The 24,527-nt window shown below is 54.2% G+C and carries 23 protein-coding genes; 6 read left to right on the forward strand and 17 right to left on the reverse strand.

Features of this window, described 5'->3' with window-relative positions; all coding sequences use genetic code 11:
- Positions 1-53: 53 nt before the first annotated feature.
- The 8 genes from AC6I8T_RS00225 to AC6I8T_RS00260 form a co-directional block, all read right to left on the reverse strand.
- On the reverse strand, positions 54-800 hold the full coding sequence (locus AC6I8T_RS00225; protein WP_208724470.1) for a fimbria/pilus chaperone family protein: 747 nt from the start codon (positions 798-800) through the stop codon (positions 54-56).
- Positions 787-3,231, reverse strand: coding sequence for a fimbria/pilus outer membrane usher protein (locus tag AC6I8T_RS00230; protein WP_208724471.1), 2,445 nt, complete (start codon positions 3,229-3,231; stop codon positions 787-789). The genes AC6I8T_RS00225 and AC6I8T_RS00230 overlap by 14 nt, the downstream gene beginning before the upstream one ends.
- Before the next feature lie 421 nt (positions 3,232-3,652).
- A complete protein-coding gene (locus AC6I8T_RS00235; protein WP_208724472.1) occupies positions 3,653-4,558 on the reverse strand; it encodes an EamA family transporter in 906 nt (301 codons plus the stop codon).
- A 20-nt stretch (positions 4,559-4,578) separates the two neighbouring features.
- Positions 4,579-5,079, reverse strand: coding sequence for a YbaK/EbsC family protein (locus AC6I8T_RS00240; RefSeq protein WP_497833410.1), 501 nt, complete (start codon positions 5,077-5,079; stop codon positions 4,579-4,581).
- A gap of 29 nt (positions 5,080-5,108) precedes the next feature.
- A complete protein-coding gene (locus AC6I8T_RS00245; protein WP_208724474.1) occupies positions 5,109-5,909 on the reverse strand; it encodes a 2OG-Fe(II)-dependent halogenase WelO5 family protein in 801 nt (266 codons plus the stop codon).
- A gap of 5 nt (positions 5,910-5,914) precedes the next feature.
- Positions 5,915-6,622 (reverse strand): class II glutamine amidotransferase, encoded by a 708-nt coding sequence (locus AC6I8T_RS00250; protein ID WP_497833411.1) that lies wholly within the window; start codon positions 6,620-6,622, stop codon positions 5,915-5,917.
- Entirely contained in the window at positions 6,610-7,887 is a 1,278-nt protein-coding gene (locus AC6I8T_RS00255) for an ATP-grasp domain-containing protein (RefSeq protein ID WP_497833412.1), read from the reverse strand. The genes AC6I8T_RS00250 and AC6I8T_RS00255 overlap by 13 nt, the downstream gene beginning before the upstream one ends.
- Positions 7,888-7,904: 17 nt before the next feature.
- Positions 7,905-9,371 carry a hypothetical protein gene (locus AC6I8T_RS00260; protein WP_208724477.1) on the reverse strand — a complete coding sequence of 489 codons (1,467 nt, stop codon included), beginning with the start codon at positions 9,369-9,371 and terminating at the stop codon, positions 7,905-7,907.
- A gap of 227 nt (positions 9,372-9,598) precedes the next feature.
- On the opposite strand from AC6I8T_RS00260, the gene AC6I8T_RS00265 reads away from it, so the two are divergent.
- Positions 9,599-11,053: an aminotransferase-like domain-containing protein gene (locus tag AC6I8T_RS00265; RefSeq protein WP_208725475.1), complete on the forward strand. Its 1,455-nt coding sequence runs from the start codon at positions 9,599-9,601 to the stop codon at positions 11,051-11,053.
- Here the strand turns inward: AC6I8T_RS00265 and AC6I8T_RS00270 are convergent.
- The 9 genes from AC6I8T_RS00270 to AC6I8T_RS00310 form a co-directional block, all read right to left on the reverse strand.
- Positions 11,050-12,297 carry a valine--pyruvate transaminase gene (locus AC6I8T_RS00270; protein WP_021183670.1) on the reverse strand — a complete coding sequence of 416 codons (1,248 nt, stop codon included), beginning with the start codon at positions 12,295-12,297 and terminating at the stop codon, positions 11,050-11,052. The two genes, AC6I8T_RS00265 and AC6I8T_RS00270, sit on opposite strands and share 4 nt — an antisense overlap.
- Before the next feature lie 93 nt (positions 12,298-12,390).
- A complete protein-coding gene (ghrB, locus tag AC6I8T_RS00275; protein WP_021183671.1) occupies positions 12,391-13,365 on the reverse strand; it encodes a glyoxylate/hydroxypyruvate reductase GhrB in 975 nt (324 codons plus the stop codon).
- A 68-nt stretch (positions 13,366-13,433) separates the two neighbouring features.
- Positions 13,434-14,714, reverse strand: coding sequence for an MFS transporter (locus tag AC6I8T_RS00280; protein ID WP_208724478.1), 1,281 nt, complete (start codon positions 14,712-14,714; stop codon positions 13,434-13,436).
- Positions 14,715-14,822: 108 nt separating this feature from the next.
- Positions 14,823-15,764 carry a sugar kinase gene (locus AC6I8T_RS00285; RefSeq protein WP_208724479.1) on the reverse strand — a complete coding sequence of 314 codons (942 nt, stop codon included), beginning with the start codon at positions 15,762-15,764 and terminating at the stop codon, positions 14,823-14,825.
- Between the two features lie 10 nt (positions 15,765-15,774).
- Complete coding sequence (locus AC6I8T_RS00290) at positions 15,775-16,521, reverse strand: sugar phosphate isomerase/epimerase family protein (RefSeq protein WP_208724480.1); 747 nt, start codon at positions 16,519-16,521, stop codon at positions 15,775-15,777.
- A 209-nt stretch (positions 16,522-16,730) separates the two neighbouring features.
- The gene (locus AC6I8T_RS00295; protein ID WP_021183675.1) at positions 16,731-17,756 is read right to left on the reverse strand and encodes a LacI family DNA-binding transcriptional regulator; all 1,026 of its coding nucleotides are present in this window, start codon (positions 17,754-17,756) and stop codon (positions 16,731-16,733) included.
- Positions 17,757-17,822: 66 nt separating this feature from the next.
- The gene (locus AC6I8T_RS00300) at positions 17,823-18,815 is read right to left on the reverse strand and encodes a LacI family DNA-binding transcriptional regulator (RefSeq protein ID WP_021183676.1); all 993 of its coding nucleotides are present in this window, start codon (positions 18,813-18,815) and stop codon (positions 17,823-17,825) included.
- Positions 18,816-18,969: 154 nt separating this feature from the next.
- On the reverse strand, positions 18,970-19,632 hold the full coding sequence (locus AC6I8T_RS00305; RefSeq protein WP_208724483.1) for an OmpA family lipoprotein: 663 nt from the start codon (positions 19,630-19,632) through the stop codon (positions 18,970-18,972).
- A 110-nt stretch (positions 19,633-19,742) separates the two neighbouring features.
- A complete protein-coding gene (locus AC6I8T_RS00310) occupies positions 19,743-20,303 on the reverse strand; it encodes a DNA-3-methyladenine glycosylase I (RefSeq protein WP_208724484.1) in 561 nt (186 codons plus the stop codon).
- Between the two features lie 143 nt (positions 20,304-20,446).
- On the opposite strand from AC6I8T_RS00310, the gene AC6I8T_RS00315 reads away from it, so the two are divergent.
- From AC6I8T_RS00315 to AC6I8T_RS00335, 5 genes are all read left to right on the forward strand, one after another.
- Positions 20,447-21,142 carry an autotransporter gene (locus tag AC6I8T_RS00315; RefSeq protein WP_497833413.1) on the forward strand — a complete coding sequence of 232 codons (696 nt, stop codon included), beginning with the start codon at positions 20,447-20,449 and terminating at the stop codon, positions 21,140-21,142.
- Between the two features lie 74 nt (positions 21,143-21,216).
- Positions 21,217-21,885, forward strand: a complete 669-nt coding sequence (locus AC6I8T_RS00320) for a hypothetical protein (protein ID WP_036625895.1) — start codon at positions 21,217-21,219, stop codon at positions 21,883-21,885.
- A gap of 103 nt (positions 21,886-21,988) precedes the next feature.
- Positions 21,989-22,525, forward strand: coding sequence for a primosomal protein DnaT (gene dnaT / locus AC6I8T_RS00325; RefSeq protein WP_021183681.1), 537 nt, complete (start codon positions 21,989-21,991; stop codon positions 22,523-22,525).
- Positions 22,525-23,265, forward strand: coding sequence for a replicative helicase loader DnaC (gene dnaC, locus AC6I8T_RS00330; protein WP_021183682.1), 741 nt, complete (start codon positions 22,525-22,527; stop codon positions 23,263-23,265). Before dnaT ends, dnaC begins: the two co-directional genes overlap by 1 nt.
- Before the next feature lie 116 nt (positions 23,266-23,381).
- Complete coding sequence (locus AC6I8T_RS00335) at positions 23,382-24,515, forward strand: ROK family protein (RefSeq protein WP_208724486.1); 1,134 nt, start codon at positions 23,382-23,384, stop codon at positions 24,513-24,515.
- Positions 24,516-24,527 lie beyond the last annotated feature (12 nt).

Below are 24,527 nucleotides of genomic sequence, written 5' to 3' on the forward strand. Positions count from 1 at the left end.
GAGATTGCCTTATGAATAACTCACGCTTTGTTAATAGTGTTAAATATAAATAATTACTGTTTTTTAACAGATAAGGATGGTGGTGCTATTGTTATTTCCGCCTGACGATCGTCAATCACATAGTTATAATCGGTTACCGCCGAGAATCTCACTTTACTTGCCAGGTTGTATTTATAATTTGCAGGTAATTCTGCACAATTTTTTGAACCAGGTAGTGCATAAGCTTTAGGCATCTTTATTGCTTCTTTCCCTGGCAGTAACGTGACATCATTGACAAATCGAATCACAGTTTTTGTCTCATTAGCCACACATAACTGCGTATTCTGTATGCTCCATTTGAGGAACTGCCATTTGTTTTCAACTGGCTTATATCCTTTAGGACGAATAACGACAGGTAAGTCCTGACCAACCATAAAACCAACACTTGCTCCGGATTGCTGTTTTTCGGGCGGAATGCCCATAAATTGAATTCGTGCCAGATGTTCCTTGTCCAGTTTATTCTTGCTGCGATACAGCAGACGTACTGTCTGTGTCTCGCCTGGCTGAACCACCACGGCTTGTGGACTGGGTATAAGCACGGCATCAAGATCTTCATCCTCCAGACGTTGGACTCTGCTGTACAGCAATACGGGTTCTTTATTAGTGTTTTTGATACCAATGGTTCCCTCACGATCAGCTTCTTCAATAATTAGCACCGATGTCGTGGGGAGCACTGCTGAGGCCATTGCTTCAGCACCGGGCATTGCCATGAAAATACTTGCCAAAGCAAATGTTGGCATCCTTTTATTAATACGTGTCATTTTTTTCTCCACAAGTAACCGGTACATCAATCATTTCATTAGTTAATACGGGTTTGAAACTGTCTTTTTCAATGTGACAAACCATGTCACCGATGTTGCTTATTTTTGCTGCACGGTTTTCCAATCTTTCCGCTTGTTTATGACTTAGCATCAGTACGTTTTCGTCAATGGTATAACCGAGCGATTCGGCATGGTCATCTAACACTTTTGCCCCGTAAGGAATGTTTTTTTCTCCAGCTATTAATCTGACAAGATAAAATCTCTCCTGGTCTGACTTATAATCAATCTTGCCAACTGCGCCGCGTTTGATGGTGATTTCCTGGTGCGGATTTTTTACATAAGCACCATCTGGTAGCGTTTTGGTGACAATATCTATTGAATTGATTTTTCCTTCATGCAATTGAGGGGCCACAGCCAAGCCATCATAATTGGTAATAACACTTGAGGTTGGAGTGGCGATGCTGGTATATCCTTTTACACCGGTGTCAATGATTGCAAAGCTATCCTGAATATGAGCGGATGAAAAAATAAACTTGTCACCCGTGCTAACCAGTGCACCAGATACGTTGGTGGAGTAATTTCTACTGCCGTTATTTGATCCAGAGTAGTAAGCGCTGGTGTTGGCATAAGGCGTACGCCAGAATGCGTTAACATTATGATTAGTGCTATTGCTTACACCAGTATAGCGATCAATACCCGCACCAATATTCAAATTGTCGGTGATGTTCTGATCTACACGCGAACCAAAAATGGTATTGCGCTGATAATTATTCACATAAGAGGAGAATGCACCTTTTTTACTAAAAGCGTTGAACGGTATCCGCAGGTTTACTGTTGTTGACCAGTTATTATCTTTGCTGTTGCCGTGTACCCAGCCATAAGCCATATTCGCGCTGAGAGTATAATAACGAGCATTATAAGAACCGAAGACGCTCAGAGTATTCCGATCCGGTGAATTATAAAAAGAATAACGCGACAGAGATAAACCGCTGCCAATTGAGCCAAATGGCTTACTCACACCCGCAGAGATGGCATAACGGGTATTGTAATTCTGATATGAATAGTCTTTCTCAAAGGTTTGCTGACTTTCACCCAGATCACGATAATAGTTGCTCTGCCAACTCAAAGAGAGCCAGGGTGAGGCATTAGCCAGCTGCGAAGCAACGTTCGCGCTAACTTTCTCGCCGATATCTCCGTTCTTGCCGCTTCTGGCCAGACTGACGTTCATATCCCCGGTAGTATTGAAGGGAATCCAGTTAGCCCCCACACCCGCCCCAATCCCCGTGTAGCGGGTGGCAATCATCATCCCGGCAAAAGGTTGCAAGTAGTGATAAAACGGCAGTCGATACTCACCACCCAATACCGGGACATTTCCCATACCGCGTGAGGGATCGGTTTGTCCGGCAAATAATGAAAAGCGACTTGCCATCTGTTGGCTGACATTAAATGCGGCTTTCGGGATGGTGACACGCTGTTCGCCGCCGTTATTTTCCCGAACCACCAATTCCGCGTCGGCAAAAGCGGTATACAGTGGCACTGCTTCAAACAAGAAGGGACCGGCAGGAACCGGGCGACTGAAGATCACGCGTCCCTGTTGGTAAACCTCTACCTGAGCATAGCCCGATGCAATGCCACTGACGGTAACGGTGGTATCACCGTCTTTCAGACCTGCGTTGTTATTGAGTGTAAAACCGGTGATCTGACCGGCACCAAACAACGAGTTACCCACCCCCATGTAACCGGCACGTACGCGATAAATATCCGCCATATCTGTTTCCAGATAGGCACTACTCAGGTCGTAATTGCTGTAGGTAAGTCCGCTGGACGACTGGGAGCTGCGGTAAGAAAAGTGGGTACGCAACAAGACATTCTTGATATTCGCCCCCCAACTCATCAGTGCAGTCAGGGTATCGGTATGCGAAAATCGGTTGTTACTGCGATTGCCACTGAGGTTGTAATTGAGGAACGTACCAAACCCACCTGACTGTGTATTCGAGAACGCTGAATTTTTTTCCAGATAGAAGTCAGGGATATTGATATTTAATGCATTTTTATTGCGCTCATAATTCATTCTTAACTGTGAGACTTTAGTTGTATCAAGGCAATCAGAGTTTGGTGTCACCACAAAGGCATTAGGTTTTAAGCCAAACTCCTGCAATAAAGCACTATTCAGACATGCATTGCCATTGCTATCAAATTCAATTTCTTTAACGCCTGTGTATTTACCATTTAAATAAACACCGGTTTGCATTTTACCTTGTGGCTTAATTGCTTGTTCAATCGCACTTTTTGCCTGTTCATTACTAAGCCCTAACGATTCAATAACGTTGGCATTAAAATTTAGCGTTTCTGCCATAGTGGAAGAACAGGAAAAAGCAATGGCTGCTGCCAGTAGCGAGAGTTTCTTATTGCAATTAACTAATCGTTCCATGAGTAGAATTTCCAGGGTGAAAAATACATCAAATATTTATGACCCTGAGGGATAGATTACTCGGCAACGGAGTTTCGTGGTCATTAAATGAATTTCAAACTTGTACGACGACTATTCTGGATTTCTTTCAGCCTGGGAATGATTAATGACCGTCATTTTCATGATTTGATCATGATTATATTAAAACCATACAAAACAATTGGTTGTGTTTTATTTTTTTTGTGATTTCATCTTTTTTTGTAATTGTGAAATGCTGAAAAAATCAGACCTGATAAGAATTCAGGAAGTTATGATGAGGTTTTTCTGAAGGTGGGGTGCAACGTTCACATGCAAAGGGGGGTTGTAGCGGCGCGATTTATCGCGCGGGTTTAAATAAACCCTGACAAGAGCGCGATAAATCGCACCGCTACAGAGGGAACTATTACGTTCTTACCAGAAATCGCTGACTCACCATTCCGCCAAATACATTAATCAGCAGGCCGAGAATAATCACTGTAGCGCCTAACATTTGCTGCATCGACAGGGTTTCTCCCAAAATCAATGCTGCGCTGAGAATCCCCACCACCGGCACCAGTAACGAGAGTGGAGCGATGCGCCAGGTTTCATAGCGACTGAGCAAATTGCCCCAAATGGCATAACCGACAATGGTGGCGACAAACGCCAGGTAGATCAGTGCCAACACGGTTTGCAGTGAAATATGCACCAGACTGCTGACTATCGCCGCCTCACCCTCGAACCACCATGAGCAGGCGAAGAACGGCAGCATAGGCACCAGCGCACTCCACACCACCAGCGACATTACCGGGACTTTGCTGTTACGCAGGATAATCTTGTTGGTGATATTGCCTAACCCCCACGACAGTGCTGCGGCCAGCGTCAGCATCATCGTGGTCAGCGTAATCCCTGCGGTGGTTTGTCCCTCCATACCGGCAGTGGCAAGCATAAACATACCGAGGGTGGCGACTACGATCCCGGCGATATGGTTCCAGCGCAGCTTCTCAGCCAGCAATAGCGCGCCGAGCAGCAGGGTAAAAAATGCCTGAGCCTGCACCACCAGCGACGCCAGCCCGGCGGGCATGCCAAGTTTGATGGCAAGAAACAGAAATGCAAACTGACCAAAGCTGATGGTCATGCCGTACACCACCAGCCAGCGTAGCGGGATGTTTGGTCGTTTAACAAAGAAGATCGCCGGGAATGCCACCAGAGTAAAACGCAGTCCCGCCAGTAAAAACGGGGGCATGCCATGCAGCCCCAACTTAATCACCACAAAATTGACACCCCAGGCCAGCACGACACACAGGGCTAATAATAGATCTTTAACTGACATAACAATTCCTTCTGCCGCGATCAGGCGGTCGCCGTCACGGGGGTGGCGATTTCTGCACAACATTCATCGCCGACTACACGAAAATAATCATCCACATTCAGCGCTACCGAGCGCTCCAGTTCACCTGCGTTGAACCACAGGGTACCGACATCGCGCAGACGCGTATCGACGCGCAGCGCCAGCCGGTCATCAAAACTAAAGGGGGGCACTGCTCCCATCACGCACTGCGTCAGTTCCTGGGCTTTTTCCGGTGCGGCGAAGCTCGATTTCTTGCCACCAATGGCACGCGCCGCGCTTTTGAAGTTGATTTTGCAATCACCGGGGACAATCGCCAGCAGATAACGGGATTCCGCCCCTTCTGGCATGGTCACCTCCAGCACCATCGCCTTCGCGGCCTGATTTAGATCATTGCCGCGGATCTCGCTGATGACATCGGTCTGACCGATGGCCTCATGCTCGACCACACGGAAATTCGCCTGATGTTGCTCCAACTGCGCGATCAATTTTTCATAGGTTGTCATCTTCATCTCCTCGTATGACGGGCCACGGGTTAACTCCAGGCAATCGCGTGCTTCATCTTTTTGTCGGTCAGACCAAAGAAGAAGCCCATGGTGATGCGCGTATCGCCTTCCACCCGATCAATTTCATGATAAAAAGCAGGATTAAACAGATAGATATCGCCGCTGCGCGGTGAAAACTCACAAGTCTCGCAATATTCAACAACGCCACTCTGGTAGCCCAGTTCGCCAGGTGTTTTGAAACGCTCATCCACCGGCTGCCATTTCTTATTAAAGATGCGCAGTTCGCCACCGGCGTTGCACTCTTGCAGGCACACCACGCAACTCAGTTGATGCAAAATGTCGGTGACCGCCAGGCCACTGCCTGCCGCATCGCGCACGATATTATCGTTGTGCAATGGGTTGGCGACGCCGTTGGCATGGAAACGCACGATCGAACCCGCATAGTCGCCATGCCGGGGATCAGTGGCGGTTTTCAGGCTCTCCAGCCGTAAGGCGTGTTTCACCCAGTTGTAAACCTGGTCACGCAGGCAGTGCAGCGAGGGCGGCAAAGCGGGCTGGATGTCGCGTAATTCAGTGAAATAGTTTTCCGGCGCAGCGGTGTGCTTCGCCAGATAGGGGCCAAGGGTGGTGAGTGCACCATTGGGATAGTGCGACACCCGCACCTTCTCGCGGCAAAGTTGCAGGTCATCCACTGCCGCTTCACGGACTTCCGGGGTCAGGAAATTACGCAGTACCAGCAGCGGTACGCGCGCAGTCACAATGTCATCCAGCCAGGTACTTTCCACAAACATTTTGGGGTTAATCACGCGTATCTGATTGAAAATGGCCATGCTGTTCACTCCGACAAAGGAATTTCATGAAGTTCATGGTTGCTCATACGACGCCATTCCGACGCCGTGCCCAGTGCTGCAATGGGTTCAGAAGAGATAAAGGTGCGGTCGTGCTGTTTGTAGTGATGCAGGGTGAAATAATCGGGATAAGGGGTATCTGTGGGATGCCATTGCCATGCCCAGGCTTTCTCGCGGGTGACAAAAATCGCGTTGGCCGCACTGCCGCCAGGTGCTACCTGTGTCATTTTGTCGCGCAGATAATCGCGGGTGAAATCAGCCGGGGTCGCGCGGTCAACGATGTATTCAAGGTATTCCGCCGAATCGAAGCGTGACTCCGCCATGCCAAGCTGCTGGTAAACCGTTGGTAAAAAGCCGTTGTGCATCATGTACCACTGCGTCTGGCCACTGGTGCGCCACAGCGGATGCGAAAATTCGATACCGTGGTTTTTGCTCAAGGTGGCATGGCGCACATGCACCGCCAGAAAACGGCCTCGCAGGCGATCGACATCAATACCCGGTAGCGCATCGGCAAACATGCCGGTGCCGTGTAGCGTGCGAATTTTTCCCTGCTCGATCCACAGCATTCCCCAGCCGTTTGGGTGCTGCTTGATTGGGCCATCATGGGTCGCGGTTTCACCACAACTCATGGCGCGTGCCGCCTCCAGTACCGCAGCGGCATCAAACTGACCGTGCGCCAGAATCATTCTGCACATAGCAAATCCCCCCGCGTGGTAAAAGACGGAACCGCAAGAATCTGATGGAAGGTCGCCAGAATGTCGTCGCGGCTGTTACCCGGCAGACGGAAGGTGGCGAGGATGCCCGCATGGCGGGTCAAATCGGCATACAATGAGGATCGCGGTGATACCTCCAGCGCGGGCAGATTGAGCGGTGGCAGTAGCTGGCCGCGCTGCTGTTGCGCGATCCAGCTTTCTGCCTGGTGATATTGCAGCGGCTGGCGCAAACGCAGACGACCTACCGCCGACGCCTGTTGATTGAAATGCAGCTCAGGCATACCGTGTCCTGCTTCGATCTGAAATGCCACGTCGGCCCAGTTGATGCCGGTCACTTCCTCAACCAGGTTCACCACACCCATGCCCGACAGGCGGAAACCCATTTCGAGAAAATGCGGTTCGCCATTGACCACGATGAAATCGATATGGAAAGCGCCCTGACGGTAGCCAAAAGTTTCACAACAGAAACTCATCAGGCTGGCAAAGGCCGCAGGCAGTTGCTGTGCGGCCATCGCCACATGGCCGGATTCGTAAAAGCTGATGCTGCCATCGGCGTCGCTGTGATGCTCAATCACCTTCTGGCAACAGGTCAGGGCTACCGCGTGGCCGTTATCCACCACGCCCTGTAATGAATATTCGTCGCCGCACAGCCAGCTCTCGACGATATAGCCCGAGAACCCACGTCCACCGTAATTCATGGTATCGACCAGTTTGTTAATCACGGTATCCAGTTGGCTGGCTTCCTCGACCATCCAGACACCGAGGCCGCCGCCGCCATCGACCGGCTTGATCACGCAGGGGTAGAGCAGCGCTTCCCGCGCGTCGCGGATACTGAGCGGCGAGGCAAAAAAGCGAAACTCTGGTTGGGGGAAACGCGGCCAGGCCTTACGCAGCGCCATGCGTTGCGCGTATTTGTCCGGCGGGATAAAGCAGGGGCCGGCATCCGGGCCAGCCAGCATCTCACGCACCCGACCGGCGCTGGCGTTATAGGCTTCAAAGCCCGCCAGCACCACCTGTGGATGCTCCAGCAGCCCGGCATGCAGACACGCCTGTAACACATCCCAGGGGTTTTCCGGTCGATCCAGCCGCACGATCAGATCGAACGGCAAGGTCTGGCTGAGGGACTGGTAATCGACAAAATCCCCCATCTCCGCCAGAACAGTGAAATAACCTTCGCGCTTTGCCACCGCGCAGTACGGATTTTGCCCGTCGCGGGTGGCACCAATCTGCAGGAAAATCTTTCTCATCGGTTGGCCTTACCGGGTTAACGCCCGGAAATCACTTCTGTGACGATGTCCTGCAGGACACCATTGTTAACCTGGATCACCGCTTTGTGCGGGTCGAAGCGCAGCACGCGCGACAGAGCATCCTGCTGCTGGTTATCCAGCAATGAACTCACCTGCGCGCTTTGCCAGCAGTGACGCATCTGCGCGATGGTCAGGCCGGAAAGTTGCTCCAGTTGTTGTGCCAACAGCAGATGGTTGCTGTTGCCTTCCAGCAAGGCTCGTACCGCCGCTTCTTCCGGCGCGTCCGGCAACTGTTGCAGCCAGGCTTTCAGTTGGCGGCCACCGGCGATAAACGGCGAATAAATCATGCACACCAGCTGGGTTTCATCGAGACCAAATGCCTGTTCGGCAAACTGCGTTGCCCGCTGCCGCGCAATCGCAATCGCGGCATCGTCCTGATAACGTGCCGCCATTTCGCTGATCAGCTGTGGTGGAAAATCTTTTTGCTGCATCAACCCCAGCGCAAAGCGTGCATATTCGCGCACGCCTTCGGCGTAGCTACGCTGCAACAGGGTTTCTGCGCGCAGGCCGCGAATATGGGCCATTAATGTCGGGTTGCCGCAGTCAGATTCCGAGAAGCTGAACATCAGTTCATCGAAGCGGAACTGCATAAACTCAGTGAGCAGCGTCCAGTGCGCCCCCGCTTCATACGCGGTGTCCTGATAGATATTGAAGAACAGTGGATCGCGCTCAAGCTGCCAGGTGATGCGGTGCGCGGGGGTAACCTGATCGACACCGTAGACATCGCTAAAGTAGCGTTGCGCCACGCCATCCAGGGTTTGCAGAAAGCCGCTAAAGCCGCGTGATTTATCCGCCACCGGTGCGTTAAACAGCCGGGAGAGGTGGCGCGCCCAGGCGAGGTAAGCGGTTTGTTCCTGTGGCGAATCGCCGGTGATGATCATATCCACCCCGCCATCGTAGTGCGCCGCGAGGCCAAAGGAGTTCACCATGCTGAGGTTGCAGGCGTTGCAAAAGGTGGAGCGTGCATCGGCGCGGAAGCGGTGGCCGTTCATCAGCACATCGCTGCGATTCTGCTGGCGTACCGCTTCCGGCATCGGCAAATAACGGGAAAAAGGGCGAATCTGTAATCCGTCGGTCACCAGACATTCGGTAAAGTCGTCATGGTGGATATGCAGCGCGCGATAAACGCGATCGATATTCTCCATCACGCTGTCGTTCATTGCCGCGTGGCGGTTGGTGCTGATGCGGAGCTGAAAGGTGCTCCCCCGCTGTTGCCAGATCAACCCCTGGATGTAGCGGACATACGCCACCATATAGCTGCTGTCTTTGCCGCCGCCATAGGCGAGCAGCACGCGGTTGTTTTCGGGGTGGTGCGTATCGGGTAGCGCGGCGAGCAAACGGCGGGAACAAGCCTGAGCAGATGCGAGAATGGCGGGGGATAGATATCCTTCAATTTCTCTCATCATGGTGGACAGATTATTCATTTTTCACTTTTTCCTTTGGCTAATAAAATCGCTATTGCCTTGAACACGGCAACATTGCGGGTAAAGGGCCACGAAGGTGCTTGGGAATGAATGTCTCAGTCTTCATGCTGCGCGGCTGGGTGCCAGCCACCGATACGCAAGGTGATTGATTTAACAGATGCAGCCTAAACTACTTTGAATGTAATCTGATGGATACGCACAGATCAGCACGATATGGGGTGGAACAGATGGCGGGTGAGACGGAAGAACAGGAGAGTCAGAGCAGTCGTTACCGTCAGATAGCAGAACAGATCAAACAGGCGATTCACAGCGGATCGCTGCCGCCAGACAGTCGCTTACCCTCGGTGCGCACGCTGGCTACGCAGTACCGAGTCAGTATGACCACCGCGCTCAAAACATTACGCACACTTGAGGATGAACACTATGCGGTGGCACGTCCCAAGTCCGGCTTTTTTGTGGCACCACGTAAGGCCGACAAAAAGTTGCCGTTGGTCAGCCATGAACAACCGCGTGAAATCGCACCACTGGATGAGCAGACCGAACTGCATCTGGCGATGGTGGGTTCGGATTGTCGCGTAAGGCTGGATCTGGCAAACGGCGATATCTCGCTGTATCCGGTAAAGAAAATTGGTCTGCTGATGCGTCAGATGGGGTACAGCAAACCGGCGCTGCTCGGGAATACCGTTAAGGGTACTGGCTATGCACCATTGAAGGCGGAAATTGCCCGCCGTGCGGTGGATTATGGCTGCAACATCAACGCTGATGACATCCTGATCACCAACGGTTGTATTGAGGCGATCTCGCTGTCGCTGCGCGCCACCACTCGTCCCGGTGATATCGTGGCGGTGGAATCACCCTGTTATTTTGTGTTGTTGCAGATGCTGCACAACCTCAATCTACGGGTGATTGAAGTGGAGGCGGGCGCGGAAGGCTACGTCAACGTTGAGAAACTGACGACGTTGTTCCAGCGCAAAGCGGTGCAGGCGTATCTCAGCCTCAACAACATCAATAACCCGCTTGGCAAAAGCATCCCCAACGAACAAAAGGCCTACATTGCACGCCAGGCCGACGAAAACGATGTGGTGATCATTGAGGATGATATCTTCGGTGATACCGCCTTTGGTGAACGCCGTCCGTTCCCGATGCGCGCCTTCAGCCCGAACGTCATTCTGTGCAGCGGCTTCTCGAAAACCGTGGCGCCAGGTATCCGTATTGGCTGGGTGCACAGCGTCAATTACATGCGTAAAATCGCCTCGCTGAAATACACCTCGACGATGGGGACTTCGGTGCTGTCGCAGGCGGCGATTGCTGAGCTGCTGCGTAATGGCGGCTACGATGCCCATCTGCGTAAGCTGCGGCGTGAACTGGCGAATCAGATTCACCATATGCGCCAGGCGGTGCTGCGTTATTTCCCGGCAGGAACGCGCGTGTCTGATCCCGAAGGCGGCTACGTACTGTGGGTGGAGATGCCGATGCAGGCGTTAAACGTGCGTGCGCTGTTTCTCAAAGCACGCAATGCCGGGATTGGCATTGCGCCGGGGCATATTTTTGCCACCGACCACCGCTATGATCACTGCTTCCGACTGAACGCCGGATTTGGCTGGAATGAGGAAGTGGAGCAGGCAATTCGACAACTGGCACAGTGGTGCCAGCTGTCATTGCTGGAAGCGAAGCAGGATTAGGCGCGCCAGGCGTCTTCGATCTCTTGCGCCAGAATCTGCACCGCGTGTTCAATGCTGGCTGCGTCTGGCACATAATTCATGCGCATACATTGATGGGTATGCGGCCACTCCTGTTCCAGGCCCGGGAAGAAGAAATGCCCCGGTACCATCAGTACGCCGCGCGCCTTCAGCCGTTGATATAACGCTTCGGTGCTGATCGGCAGGTCACGGAACCACAGCCAGAGGAAAATCGCCCCTTCTGGTTTGTGGATCAGGCAGCGATCTTCCGGCAAATAGCGGCGCAGGATGGCGATCGTCTCGCTAACCTTATGCTGATAAAACGGCTTGATCACCTGTTCTGACAGGCGCAATAAATCGCCGCGCGCAATCATTTCGTTCGCCATCGCCGGGCCGATGCTCCCCGGTGCCAGGCTGATGATGCCGTTCATATTGCCGATCGCGCTGATGGTGTTTTCATCGGCAACGATAATGCCGCAACGCGCCCCCGGCAGGCCGAGTTTCGACAGGCTCATGCACAGAATAATGTTGGGATTCCACAGTGGGCGCGCTTCGCTGAAGATAATGCCGGGGAAGGGCACGCCGTAGGCGTTATCGATCAACAGCGGAACTTCATGTTGCTGCGCCAGCGCATCCAGTTGTAACAGCTCGTCATCGGTGATGACATTGCCGGTGGGGTTGGTCGGACGCGAAACGCAAATCAGACCGATATCATCATTCAGCGGCAGGTGGTCAAAATCAACGTGATACTTGAACTGGCCTTCCGGCAGCAATTCAATGTTCGGCTTGGCAGAAACAAACAGCCCTTCCTCCAGCCCGGCGTCGGCGTAACCGAGATACTCCGGTGCCAGCGGGAACAGTACGCGTTTTTTGCTGCCGTCGGCGCGGTGTCCGGCGAACAGATTAAACAGATAGAAAAATGCGCTCTGGCTGCCGTTGGTCAGGGCGATATTTTGCGCCGTCAGCGGCCAGCCAAATTCGTCGCGTAACATCTTCGCCAGCGCATCAAGCAGCAACGCTTTGCCGCGTGGGCCGTCGTAGTTGCACAGCGCTTCGCTCAGTTTGCCTTCCTGATGCATCTGCTGCAAAAGCTGGTGGAAATAGTCATTCATTTCCGGGATTTGTGCCGGATTACCGCCGCCGAGCATGATGGTGCCGGGGGTACGCAATCCTTCCCCCATATCTTCCATCAGACGTGAGATGCCGGAATGTTGCGTAAATTTGTCGCCGAACTGAGAAAAAGACATAGCAGGTTAAAACATTGTGATGACTGATTGGGGACAACCATAGCGCCCGTAACAGGCGGGCGCAATGGTCAGGCGGGGAAAAGGTGCAAAGCCTTATTTCACAACCTCTGGATTGACACAATTCTTCTCGATTTTGCCGGTTAATGCCGCGATCAGGTTATCGACAGCATCGCTCATCATGCCGTAGCGGGTTTCATGAGTGGCGGAACCGATATGGGGTAATGTCACCACATTGGGCAGCTTCAGCAGCGCGGAATCGGCAGGCACCGGCTCCTGCTCAAACACATCCAGACCGGCGGCGTGGATGGTGCCGTCTTGCAACGCGCTAATCAACGCCTGCTCGTCCACCACCGGGCCACGGCCAACGTTGATCAAAATGGCGCTCGGCTTCATCAGTTTTAACTGTGCCGCGCCGATCATATGGTGCGTCTGTTCGGTCATCGGCAGGATAACGCAGACAAAATCACTCTCTTTCAGCAAAGTCTCTAAATCACAGGCGCGTGCGCCGAAACGCGTTTCGGCTTCGCTATGCTGGCGGCGGGCGTTATAGAGGATGTTCATGCCAAAGCCGAAATGCGCGCGTTGCGCCGCAGCCATGCCGATACGCCCCATACCCAGAATACCGAGGGTTTTATGATGGACATCCACGCCGTAATGTTGCGGGCCGATGCTGGCCTGCCACTGTCCGGCCTTCACCCAGGCATCCAGCTCGGTGACGCGGCGCGCGCTGCTCAGCACCAGCGCCATCAGAGTATCGGCTACAGTTTCAGTCAGCACCGTTGGTGTATGCATCAGCACCACACCGCGCTGGCTGAGTGCCGCGACATCGAAATTATCATAACCAACCGAGACGGTAGAGCAGGCACGCAGCGCCGGCATCTGTGCCAGCAAATCGCCATTCACTTTACCGCCGGAACCCAGCAGGCCCTGCGCCTGTTGAAACTGCGCCGCGTGCTGTTTGACGCTTTCTGGCGAAATATCGCTGACTTCGGTCACGGTGAAATGCGCATCCAGTTTGGCACGCAGGTCATCCGGCAGGCTCTTGTAAAGAATCACAGCAGGTTTCATCTTTTGCTCCCTGTAGAACGAGTGACGGGCGACAACGTCGCCCGGAAAAGTCATTTTCGCTTACGCTTTCAGGCGTGTTTTGCCCCGTGCAGCGGCGGCGCTTTGTTTTCGGCGGGTTTGACTATCAACGTCAGCCACACCGATGCCAGCAACGCTGCGCCCATAAAAATGTAAGAAGCCGACGGGCTGCCGGTTGCGCCATTAAGATAGCCTACTATCCATGATCCGACGAAGGATCCGAGTGCGCCCATGCTATTAATCAGCGCCATCGCGCCACCGGCCACATTACGCGGCAGCATTTCCGGGATGATGGCGAAGAACGGGCCGTATGGGGCATACATCGCACCACCGGCAATCACCAGCAGCGCATAGGACAGCCAGAAATTGCTGGAACCGACCAGGTAAGAACCGAGGAACGCCAGCGCACCAATCAGCAGCAGCGGCCAGACAAACAGTTTGCGATTCTGCATCTTATCCGATGCCCAGGAGACGACGATCATCGCAATGGTGGCGACCAGATAGGGCACCGCTGACAGCCAGCCCGCTTCCACCATTCCCATCTGCGTGCCGTTACGCAGGATCGAAGGCAGCCACAGCACGAAACCATACACGCCGATGCTCCAGGCAAAATATTGCAGGCACAGCAGAACAACGTTGCGGTTACGGAAGGCTTCCCCGTAGTTACGTACCGCTTTGATCCCTTGCTGCTCTTTCTGCAATTGCGCCTGCAACGCCGCTTTCTCCGCCTCGCTCATCCATTTCGCCTGCGACGGTTTGTCCTGCACCAAAAACCACCAGGCAACGGCCCAAATCACCGCCGGAATCCCCTCAAAGATAAACATTTCACGCCAGCCAAAGGAATCGATCAGATAGCCGGACACCACTGACATCCACAGCACCGTCACCGGATTACCGAGGATCAGAAAGGTGTTGGCGCGTGAGCGTTCGGATTTGGTGAACCAGTTGCTGATGTAGATCAGCATCGCGGGCATCACTGCCGCTTCCACTACGCCGAGCACAAAACGGATGGCGGCCAGCATCGGGATGTTGCTGACCACCCCGGTCAGCGAAGCACACAGCCCCCACAGCACCAGGCAGCAAAAAATCAGCTTCTTCACGCTGCGGCGCTCGGCATACACCGCGCCGGGGATCTGAAAGAAGAAGTAGCCGAGGAAGAACAGCGCACCGAGCAGCGATGACATGCCCTTGGTGATACCCAGATCGTCGTTAATCCCAGCGGCGGAGGCGAAGCTAAAGTTCGCCCGGTCCAGATACGCCAGACTGTAGGTGATAAACACGATGGGCATGATAAACCACCAGCGTTTTGGTGCGATTGTCTGCGTTTTCATAGGATTATCCTCAAGTGTAGCGGCGCGATGTATCGCGTGGTCCTCTGCGGTTGATGACCTTCACCCCGACCCTCTCCCATAAGGGAGAGGGGGGTTACCGCGACGGAATTAGTAATCGCCCAGCGTGGCGCGTGTTGGCAGTCCTTCGCTGTCGCCCGCCACCTGAATGGCCAGCGAACCAATTTTGTTGCCGCGCAGCATTGCCTGCGGCAGCGTTTTTCCTTCCAGCAGGGCGCTGATCAGACCGACGGCAAAACCGTCACCGGCACCCACGGTATCGACCACCTTGTCGACGCGAATCGGCGCCACCAGACCTTTGTCGCCTGCGGCGGTTTTGAACCAGGCACCATCGCTGCCGGTTTTGATCACCACCGCTCTCACCCCCTTATCGAGGTAGAAATCAGCGATGGCTTCCGGTTGACGGTAGCCGGTCAAAATCCGCCCCTCTTTCTCGCCCGGTAGCACCCAGTCGGCATATTCCGCCAACAGGTTCAGCTGCTTGCGCATCTCCTCTTCGCTGCGCCACAGCACCGGACGCAGGTTTGGATCGAACGAGATGGTTTTGCCGCGCGCGCGCATCTCTTTGGCGGCATGTTTGCAGAGCGCCAGCGAACTGTCGGAAATCGCGGCCGCAACGCCACTCAGATGCAGGTGGCGTGCGTTGCCGAAGTAATCGGCGTTGAAATCATCCGGTGACAGATGGCTGGCTGCGGAACCGCTGCGGAAATACTCCACTTCGGGATCGGAGCCATCTTCGACGCGCGATTTAAGCTGGAAACCGGTGCGGTAGCGGGCATCCGTGGTGACGCAGCGGTGATCCACGCCCTCTTTTTCCAGCTGTTGCCGGGTAAAACGGCCAAAGCTGTCATCACCGACGCGGCTGACCCAGCCGACCTGTAAGCCGAGGCGCGCCAGACCAATCGCCACGTTCAGCTCGGCACCGGCGATCCGTTTGATAAAGTGGTCAGCAGCGGCCAGATCGCCGGTCTGCTGCGCGATAAACATCGCCATCGCCTCGCCAATGGTCACGACATCAAGTTGGGTGGTCATCAGCAACTCCTTAACGGGCGCGCAGCAGGTCAACGTAATGGCGGGTTACCGCCAGCAGATCGTCGCCTTCCAGCGGGAATTCAATGCCGCGTGGCGCATCCGCAGGCAGAGCGTGCAGCAGGGCGCGCCAGTCTTCAGGGCTGTCATCCAGCGCGATAGCACGGAAGCTGTCGCGATGCGGTACCGCTGTTTTGACATGCACGTAGCCAACGTAATGGCTCAATTGCTGCGCGGCCAGACGTGCGTCTTCGCCGGTCCAGCGCCAGTTCGCCATATCAAACGTCATCTCCAGCGGCAGCGCCGCATCGCGCGCCTGATGGAAAAAGCGCTGCATCGGAGCCAGTTTGCAGTCGGTCGTTTGGTCGTTCTCCACCACCAGTTCGACGGGAGAAGCGGCCAGCACGGCGGCTAAGGCGGTGGTATGGAGATCGATAAAGTGACCGAGCGACAGTTTCAGCTGCTGCGCGCCAATCTGTTGTGCTTCGGACAGGAACTGCGCCAGATGCGGGTTCAGTGCGCCATCGGCCAGATACAGCGTTTCCGGCACTGAATAACAGGCGCTTAATCCCTGGCGGGTAATGGCTTGACCCAGAGCGGGAAGCTGCGATAAATCCTCCGCGCTGAACAGCTCGCGGCGAATCTCCACGCCATCCGCTCCCGCTTGTTTAATCAACGGCAGCAGGGCCGACTGACCACCAAGTTCTGCCACTTTGCTGCTGCCGTAAGCAGCGGTCACAACAATGATTTCTGGTTTCATCTCATCTCTCCGGGCACCCACGGCCTCCCAAACGTTATAAAAACGTTAGATGGAACCGGTTCCAAAGGGAAGATGCAGACGTTGGAAGTATGATCCTGCTCACGAAGTGAGCCATGAGTTGGGGGAGGCAAGATTCGTAGCGGCGCGATTTATCGCGCGGGGTTTACCCGGGATGGCTCAAAATTGCGCGATAAATCGCGCCGCTTCGATCAACCCAGCCGCTGGCTGGAGCCACGCACGATCAGCTCGCCGGAAAACACTTGTTCTGTGACGGGATGGTCATCGCCTTCAATACGCGCAATGACTTTTTCCAGCGCAGCATAACCGATTTGCCAGGTGGGTTGTTTGAGGGTGGTGATGCCGACGCCTGCCAGCGCGGCCCACTCCAGTTCATCGAAACCGAGCAGACCGATGGACTCGCCCCAGCTCAGGTTCAGCCGTTGCAACGCGCGCGCTACTTGCAGCGTTAGTGCGCCGTTAGCCGCCATCACCGCACAGCGTTTTCCAGCATGGCGCTGGTGGAAATCGCGCAGGGTGGCATCCATCTGCTCAGGTTGGTGCAGCGCAACTTCGGCGTTTTCCGCCTGTACCGCAGGTTGGGTTGCCACGGTGCTGAAGAACGACGCCAGACGCTCACGGCGGGTATTGACGCTGCCAAGCGGTTCGCTGAGGAACAACAGCGCTTCGTAGCCATTAGCCAGCAGATGTTTTGTCGCCAGTTGTGCCGCTTCCGGGTTATTCAGGCCCACCACATCACAGGCGAAATCAGGGATTTTACGGTCAATCAGCACCATCGGCAGCATCGACTGTTGCAGGCGTTTGAGGATGTCTTCGTGCATACCGACGGCGTTTACCACAATGCCTTCCACCTGGTAGCTGCTGAGCAGTTGCAGATAATGCTGCTCAAGATCCACTTCATTGTTGGTGTTGCACATCAGCAAGGTAAAACCGTGGGCGCGGCAGGCGGCTTCGATGCCGCTCAGCACATCAACAGAATAGGGATTGGTGATGTCGGCAATGATCAGGCCAATCAGGCGGGTACGGCCCCGCTTCAGCCCGCGTGCCATCTGGCTTGGGCGATAGTCGAGTTCGGCGATGGCGCGTTCGATACGCGCTTTGAGATCGGGCGACAGCAGATTTTGTTCGCCATTGAGGTAGCGTGAAATGCTGGTTTTACCGGTTTTTGCCGTGCGGGCAACATCGCTGATAGTCGCGCGGGGCGGCCTGGTCTTCATTGCATACACCTGGTTCAAAAGAAACAGGCGAAGACTACCACAGGAACGCCGCTCTGCAAGAATCGGCTAGTCAGAAGTGAGGTGCAGACGCGGTTGCCACAAGGTTTGTAGCTGATTGACCGGTGTCCCCTCCAGCAGTTGCAGCACCATCTCCGCCAGTTTTTCACCCACATGCTGTTGTGAGCATTGCAGGATGGCGTTGACCGGGTGGTCGATGATGGAATCATGCGGCAGCCCGTCGTAGACAAACAATCGGATCGCCTGTGGGCCGCTGAGCCGTCCGGCCTGTTGCAGCGCAATCGCGGCCCCTTCTCCCAGCGGGCTGCAATCGGTGATGATCGCCTGTGGCTGCTGTCCCTCAGCCAGCCAGGTCGCGGTTTGCTGATATCCGGCGCGGCGTGAAGGCGGTACGGTAGCCATCAACGGAACAGGCAACGGTTGATGTTGAGTAACGGTATCAAGGAAACCCCGGCGGCGATCGCGCACAAAGCTGCTGGGTTCATTACCCCCCAGCCACGCCAGGCGGGTTAATCCCGCGGCCAGGCAGTGATCGGTCGCCAGCTTTACCCCGGCGTAATTATCGTAATCAAACCAGGCATAAGGTTGCGCCAGTTGGCTGCGACCGAGTGACAGAAAGCGAAACCCCTTTTGTTGAAGCCGTTGCAGGCGAATGTCCTGCGGCATGGCATGGGTGACGATCAACGCATCAATGGCACCACTGCGCAGCATACGCAAGGTGCGTTGCTGGTCCTGCGGTTTATCGGCCAGCATTAGCAGGTCGATTTCATCGCGGGCAAGGCGTTGGTCGAGTGTTTGCAGCAATTCAATAAAATGGCTGTCGCTCAGGGGCAGGGAGCTGTCGGGAAACACCAGTCCGACGGTGTTGGCGCGGCCGGTCTTCAGACGGCGGGCTGCGGCGTTGGGGCGATAGCCGCGGCGGCTGGCTTCTTCTTCGATACGTTTGCGTGTAACTTCTGCCACATCATCATAGCCATTCAGTGCACGACTCACGGTGGTAACGGAAAGTCCGAGAACGGAGGCGATGGCTTTCAGCGACATGATGGGCTTCCATTGATCAATTTTTGATCAAGCTAACATAAAGAAATCGGCGGCTCTATCGGTTGATAATATTTGACAGTAATGGGTAGCAGCAAGTGCCAAAAGTGGCGTAAAAAAAGACAAAATGGGCCTGTCAATGCAGGCCCATTTATTATTACCCCAGTGGGGTGAGGGTGATTTCAACGCGACGGTTTTGTGCTTTACCTGCCTCGGTGCTGTTGCTGGCAACCGGGTTATCCGGCCCCAGGCCCTGGGTGCGCAGACGACTGGCTTCGACACCCTGCACAATCAGCGCGCTGGCCACGCTTTCAGCACGTTGTTGCGACAGACGCATATTCAGTGCGCGCGTGCCGGTGCTGTCGGTATATCCGGTCACGTTGACCGCCGTTTTTGGATACTCTTTCAGCACCATCGCCACGCCGGTCAGGGTGTTGGCACCCGCCGGTTTCAGGTTGCTGCTGCTGGAATCAAAGGTGACGTTATTCGGCATATTTAGCACGATGTTATCGCCCTGACGCGTCACGCTGACGCCGGTACCACGCATTTTGTCGCGCAGTTTCGCTTCCTGCACATCCATGTAATAACCGATACCGCCGCCTAATGCTGCGCCAGACGCCGCGCCGATCAGTGCGCCTTTACCGCGATCTTTTTTCGATGACGACATCATGCCAACACCCGCGCCCAGCACTGCGCCAAGACCAGCGCCAATGCCGGATTTACCCGCCTGCGATTCGCCGGTATAGGGGTTAGTCGTACAGCCGGACAGGGCCAGGCTGCCACTCAGTAACAAGGCAAGTGCAACAATGTGCTTATTCATTAAAAGTCCCTTAGATTTAAGTGGGGGAAAAAACCCCAAAACGGTGCTGATTATGCCGTCAAATCATGGGAAAAAACGTGAGAATAAGTCTTAAATTGTAAAGAAATGCCTTAACGGTTAGCGGGATGGCAAAAACAATCGGTTTGATGATCGTTAATCAAGCCACAAGCCTGCATATACGAGTGACAAATCGTGGGGCCGATGAATTTGAAACCACGCTTCTTCAGCGCTTTTGACAGTGCTATAGCAGGATCGGAGGTGGTGGGGGCCAGTTTGTAGTCGGCATAATTGTGTAAAATTGGCGTGTTATTGACAAATTCCCAGATAAAGCGGGAAAAGTCCTCTCCGTTGGCTTCCATCGCCAGATAAGCGCGGGCATTGGTAATGATCGCCGCCAGCTTGGCGCGTTGACGAATTAACCCGCTGTCCTGCATCAGGCGATCGAGATCTTGTTCATCCATTGACGCGATGGCCTGCGGATCAAACTGATGAAATGCTCGCTGATAGTTGGCGCGTTTTTTTAACACGGTAATCCATGACAACCCCGCCTGCTGCCCTTCAAGACATAACATTTCAAATAAGGCGCGCTTATCGGTTTGCGGTACACCCCACTCAGTATCGTGGTACGTCAGATAGAGCGGATCCTGTGTTACCCAGCCACATCGTTGCATTGCATCACTCCTTAAGCAGAGGAAAATACTTCGTTTCCCTTGACGTATTCAATAATCGGTTAATAGTTAATCAAAGGGCGCCGATAACTGTTATATCCAATACCTAAACGCCCGGTTCCTATCTGGCTCGTCAGGAGTCTTTCATGTTGCAGAAAAGTCAGCGGTCAGGCCAGCACAATCTTGCGCTGGTGATGGGGTGTGCATGGCTATTTGCCGTGTCCTGCCCGGTATTGGCCTGGGATGAGAACAGCCAGGGTCAGTCGGTAGCTTCACCGGATTACAACGCCATACTTGCCGAAAAAATTTCCCAAAATCACCTGATGTTGACAGAAAATAGCACCAATAATCTGATGGATGCCGCGCTGAATGCGCCGGGTGAGGCCGTGGTCAGCGTCCATACCGAAGCGGCCAGCGTCGGTGCTAACCCTTTTACTCATCGCATGTCGGCAGGCTGGCAGTTACCTGTCAATGAGACGCTCACGACCGGGCCGGTGGCGCAATACGCTGTCGACTCGTCACCGCTGAGCTGCCCGCAGTGCGAATTCGTTGAACCTGATAAAGATGATCACATTGCATCATTGGGGTGGCGCGTTGATTCCAGCCTTGGCTGGATAGCCCCTTACGCACAGATTAGCTACAGCCACCAATTGGGGGAGATGAATTTCACCCCGCGCAGTGATGAGGGGATCGCACGGGAGAACAACTGGATGGATGTCAGCGTCGGCGCCAATATGCCGCTGGGGCAACATCTGTCGGCTTTTGCCTCATTCTCGCAAAACGGTGCCATGAGCAGCGGTGAGCAGTTCATTTATAGCCTCGGCGTCAGCGCCAGTTTTTAATCGGCATAAAATGAGAAGTAAATAAGGATGATAAAAATATAATAAGGATGCTAATCATTATCATTGGTAACAACATGCGCGACAATTTATTTATACTTGGCCGTGAATTATCGGCTTTTTTCATCAGTGGGCTGGTTTTAGTTTTTGCGATGGCGATGGTCTACATCGACGTCAACTGGATGAACGATGCGATGAAGGAGACTTCATTCACCGAAGTGACGCAAGAAATCATGCTGGCAATTAACGCCGGACTGTTTTTTATCGCCTCACGCCAGCGACCCGCTTTGATTCTGGTGGGTGGATTCTTTACCTGCATGCTGATCCGCGAGCTGGATTTTCTGTTCGACATCATCAAGCATGGCTGCTGGGTATGGTTTGCTCTGGCAGTCACCGCAGCTTCACTGGCAATGGCCTTGCGTCAGCCTAAACAGATTTTACCGGGCCTGGTCGAACTGGTTCAGCACCGGAGTTGGCAAATGATGGCGAGTGGCTTGCTGGCTGTGCTGGTGTTCTCTCGCCTGTTTGGTATGCACCAGCTATGGGAGCATCTGATGCTGGATGGCTACAACCGCGTGGTGAAAAATATGGCTGAGGAAGGCAGTGAGCTGCTGGGTTACAGTCTTTGCCTCATCGCCTCGGTGCGTTATTTGTGGCAAACCCGTCCACAGCTCGCTAACGCCCCGGCTGCTGCCAAAGCGAGTTCCAATATGAATCACGCCCAGCCTCAGATCGCTACCCGCTAACCTTTTTTGGCGATCCTGCGCGCTAAAACAGGTACACTGCAACCATAGCGTCGGACGAGGAAATTCGTTCGACGCACTGGGTTTGTCAACGTCAGGTTTCTTCATGTCAGTCAAAATCTTAACTTCTACGTTGGTCGGGTTAGATGGCTTTTGCCATGACCCGATCGCGGTGCTGCAACAGGCAGAAAACGGCACGCTGGCGGTGTTGCAGCATAACGCGCCGGCGTTTTATGCGCTGACGCCACAACGGCTGGCGCAATTGCTGGCGCTGGAAGCCGCCGCGCAGCAACCCAACGATGTCACCCTGGATGACAGTTTGTTTGACACTCCGCTTGCCCCGATAGCGACGCCGGTCGGTAAATTTGCCATGTATGCGGGCTGGCAGCCCGATGCCGATTTTCAACGTCAGGCGGCAATCTGGGGTGTGGCGCTGAGTGAACCGGTGACGGCGGCTGAGCTGGCGACCTTTGTTGCTTACTGGCAGGCTGAAGGTCGTCTGTTTCATCATGTGCAGTGGCAACAGAAACTGGCGCGCAGCGTGCAGATGAACCGGGCCGCCAATGGCGGTCAGCCGAAGCGCGATATCACGCAGATCAGCAATACTGATTATGATATTCCCGATGGTTTTCGAGGTGAATGATGAAAACGCCGAACGATCTATTCAACCGCCTGAAAAAACTGATGCCGACAGAGGTAAAGCCAAAATTCACCAGTGGCGAGGAGCTGCTGGCCTGGAATCAGGAGCAGGGGCGTCTGCGTTCTGAGGCGATTGTGCGTGAAAACCGCGCAATGAAAATGCAGCGCATCATGGGCCGTTCCGGTATCCGTGAGTTGCATATGAATTGCTCGTTCGACAACTATCGGGTGGAAAACGAAGGGCAGCGCAAAGCGTTGAGTCTGGCGAGGGAATACGCTGCGGGTTTTGATAACAGTATCTCCAGCTTTGTGTTTTCCGGCCGCCCTGGCACCGGTAAAAACCATCTGGCGGCGGCTATCGGCAATGATCTGATTATTCGCGGTAAAAGCGTGCTGATTGTCACCGTGGCAGATTTGATGTCGAGCATGAAAGGCACCTTCAGCGGTGGCAGCGATATCACCGAGGAACGCCTGTTGCAGGATCTCAGCACCGTCGATCTGCTGGTGATCGATGAGATCGGTATGCAGAGCGAATCACGCTATGAAAAAGTGATCATCAACCAGATTGTTGATCGCCGCTCCTCGTCGAAACGCCCGACGGGCATGTTGTCAAACCTCGACCCTGCCGGTATGAACGCGCTATTGGGCGAGCGCGTAATGGACCGTATGCGCCTGGGCAACAGCTTGTGGGTACGCTTCGATTGGGAAAGTTACCGCAGCCGCGTGCGCGGCGATGAGTATTAATTATCCAACCTCATTTTATCTGGTGCGCTACGTCAAAAATGACAACAAAGTCTGAGATAAAGCGCACCCGTACACTGCTACACTGAACCTCTACCATTCTGCCGGTTGAGGTTGTCATGAAAACGATGGGCAAAGGGCCAGCGTTACTAAGACTGAATAACCTGAAGCGGGTGATGACGCAGCTGCGGCAAACCCGAGTGACCTCCCGCCAGGATTTAGCCCAGGCATTAACCCTCAGCAAAAATACCGTTTCGCTGATTGTGGATGATCTGCTGGCGCAGGGGTTAATCAACGAACTGGGGCCGGTGAGTGTCGCGGCTGCCGGGCGACCGAAAATCGAGATATCGCTACGCCCGGAGAAACTCAAAAGTGCGGGCATTATGGTCGAACGGCAGGCGATACACTGGCGAGTTTGCGACTATTTCTCGCAGGTGATTGCCGAGCAAACCTGGCGTTCGGAAACCAGCGACCCGGCGTTACTGCTCCAGGAGCTGGTGGAGTGCTGCCAGGCCCTGCGTGCAGCGCACCCGGAACTGATTGGCATCGCGATCGGTTTTCCTGGCATCGTCGATCCGCAACGCGGTTGGATGCATTTTTCTTCCCATCTTGGCTGGCAGGATGTTGATCTGCTGACGCCGCTACGGCGCGGGATTGACCTGCCACTGCGCATCATGAATAACGTCAAGGCAGCGGCTTTGCTGTCGGTGCAGCAACTGGCGTTAGACAAAAGCCAAAGCCATTTCTATCTCCGTATTGCCGAAGGGATTGGCGGGGCGTTGGTTCAGCACGGTGAAGTGTTTACCGGCAGCAGCTGGACCGCGGGTGAAGTTGGGCATCTCACCGTACAGCCTGACGGTCCACGCTGTAGCTGTGGCCGGCTGGGTTGCCTGGAAGCGCTGGTCAGTCAGCCAGCCATTCAACAGCAACTGTTGCGCCGCAAGCCTGGTTTGCGCTGGCAAAATCGTGACAGTGAACCGGCGATTGTGGATGCGGTATTGAGTGAGGCAGGGGCGCAGCTCGGCAGTGCGTTGAGTCAGGTGATGCTACTGCTTAATCCGGCCAGCATAATGATTGATGCCGCGTGGAATGCCTGCCCGGTCTTTACCAGAGCCGTACAGCAGGCGGCGGAGGCGAGTACGTTGGCGTTTACCTTCACCCATACCGCGCTGCATTTTCTGCCGCAGCGTATTGATCCTGCCAACGGTTTGGCGCTGGCAGTGATTGAACAGTATGAGCAGCGGATGGATTAACCTCTCTTCCGA

This window comes from Pantoea sp. X-Soil-OKNW-556, assembly GCF_059730695.1.

Bases quoted from the DNA above. Each gene is read 5' to 3' on its own strand.
- AC6I8T_RS00225 (WP_208724470.1), bottom strand. From the start codon at position 800: ATGACACGTATTAATAAAAGGATGCCAACATTTGCTTTGGCAAGTATT.
- AC6I8T_RS00230 (WP_208724471.1), bottom strand. From the start codon at position 3,231: ATGGAACGATTAGTTAATTGCAATAAGAAACTCTCGCTACTGGCAGCA.
- AC6I8T_RS00235 (WP_208724472.1), bottom strand. From the start codon at position 4,558: ATGTCAGTTAAAGATCTATTATTAGCCCTGTGTGTCGTGCTGGCCTGG.
- AC6I8T_RS00240 (WP_497833410.1), bottom strand. From the start codon at position 5,079: ATGACAACCTATGAAAAATTGATCGCGCAGTTGGAGCAACATCAGGCG.
- AC6I8T_RS00245 (WP_208724474.1), bottom strand. From the start codon at position 5,909: ATGGCCATTTTCAATCAGATACGCGTGATTAACCCCAAAATGTTTGTG.
- AC6I8T_RS00250 (WP_497833411.1), bottom strand. From the start codon at position 6,622: ATGTGCAGAATGATTCTGGCGCACGGTCAGTTTGATGCCGCTGCGGTA.
- AC6I8T_RS00255 (WP_497833412.1), bottom strand. From the start codon at position 7,887: ATGAGAAAGATTTTCCTGCAGATTGGTGCCACCCGCGACGGGCAAAAT.
- AC6I8T_RS00260 (WP_208724477.1), bottom strand. From the start codon at position 9,371: ATGAATAATCTGTCCACCATGATGAGAGAAATTGAAGGATATCTATCC.
- AC6I8T_RS00265 (WP_208725475.1), top strand. From the start codon at position 9,599: ATGGCGGGTGAGACGGAAGAACAGGAGAGTCAGAGCAGTCGTTACCGT.
- AC6I8T_RS00270 (WP_021183670.1), bottom strand. From the start codon at position 12,297: ATGTCTTTTTCTCAGTTCGGCGACAAATTTACGCAACATTCCGGCATC.
- ghrB (WP_021183671.1), bottom strand. From the start codon at position 13,365: ATGAAACCTGCTGTGATTCTTTACAAGAGCCTGCCGGATGACCTGCGT.
- AC6I8T_RS00280 (WP_208724478.1), bottom strand. From the start codon at position 14,714: ATGAAAACGCAGACAATCGCACCAAAACGCTGGTGGTTTATCATGCCC.
- AC6I8T_RS00285 (WP_208724479.1), bottom strand. From the start codon at position 15,764: ATGACCACCCAACTTGATGTCGTGACCATTGGCGAGGCGATGGCGATG.
- AC6I8T_RS00290 (WP_208724480.1), bottom strand. From the start codon at position 16,521: ATGAAACCAGAAATCATTGTTGTGACCGCTGCTTACGGCAGCAGCAAA.
- AC6I8T_RS00295 (WP_021183675.1), bottom strand. From the start codon at position 17,756: ATGAAGACCAGGCCGCCCCGCGCGACTATCAGCGATGTTGCCCGCACG.
- AC6I8T_RS00300 (WP_021183676.1), bottom strand. From the start codon at position 18,815: ATGTCGCTGAAAGCCATCGCCTCCGTTCTCGGACTTTCCGTTACCACC.
- AC6I8T_RS00305 (WP_208724483.1), bottom strand. From the start codon at position 19,632: ATGAATAAGCACATTGTTGCACTTGCCTTGTTACTGAGTGGCAGCCTG.
- AC6I8T_RS00310 (WP_208724484.1), bottom strand. From the start codon at position 20,303: ATGCAACGATGTGGCTGGGTAACACAGGATCCGCTCTATCTGACGTAC.
- AC6I8T_RS00315 (WP_497833413.1), top strand. From the start codon at position 20,447: ATGTTGCAGAAAAGTCAGCGGTCAGGCCAGCACAATCTTGCGCTGGTG.
- AC6I8T_RS00320 (WP_036625895.1), top strand. From the start codon at position 21,217: ATGCGCGACAATTTATTTATACTTGGCCGTGAATTATCGGCTTTTTTC.
- dnaT (WP_021183681.1), top strand. From the start codon at position 21,989: ATGTCAGTCAAAATCTTAACTTCTACGTTGGTCGGGTTAGATGGCTTT.
- dnaC (WP_021183682.1), top strand. From the start codon at position 22,525: ATGAAAACGCCGAACGATCTATTCAACCGCCTGAAAAAACTGATGCCG.
- AC6I8T_RS00335 (WP_208724486.1), top strand. From the start codon at position 23,382: ATGAAAACGATGGGCAAAGGGCCAGCGTTACTAAGACTGAATAACCTG.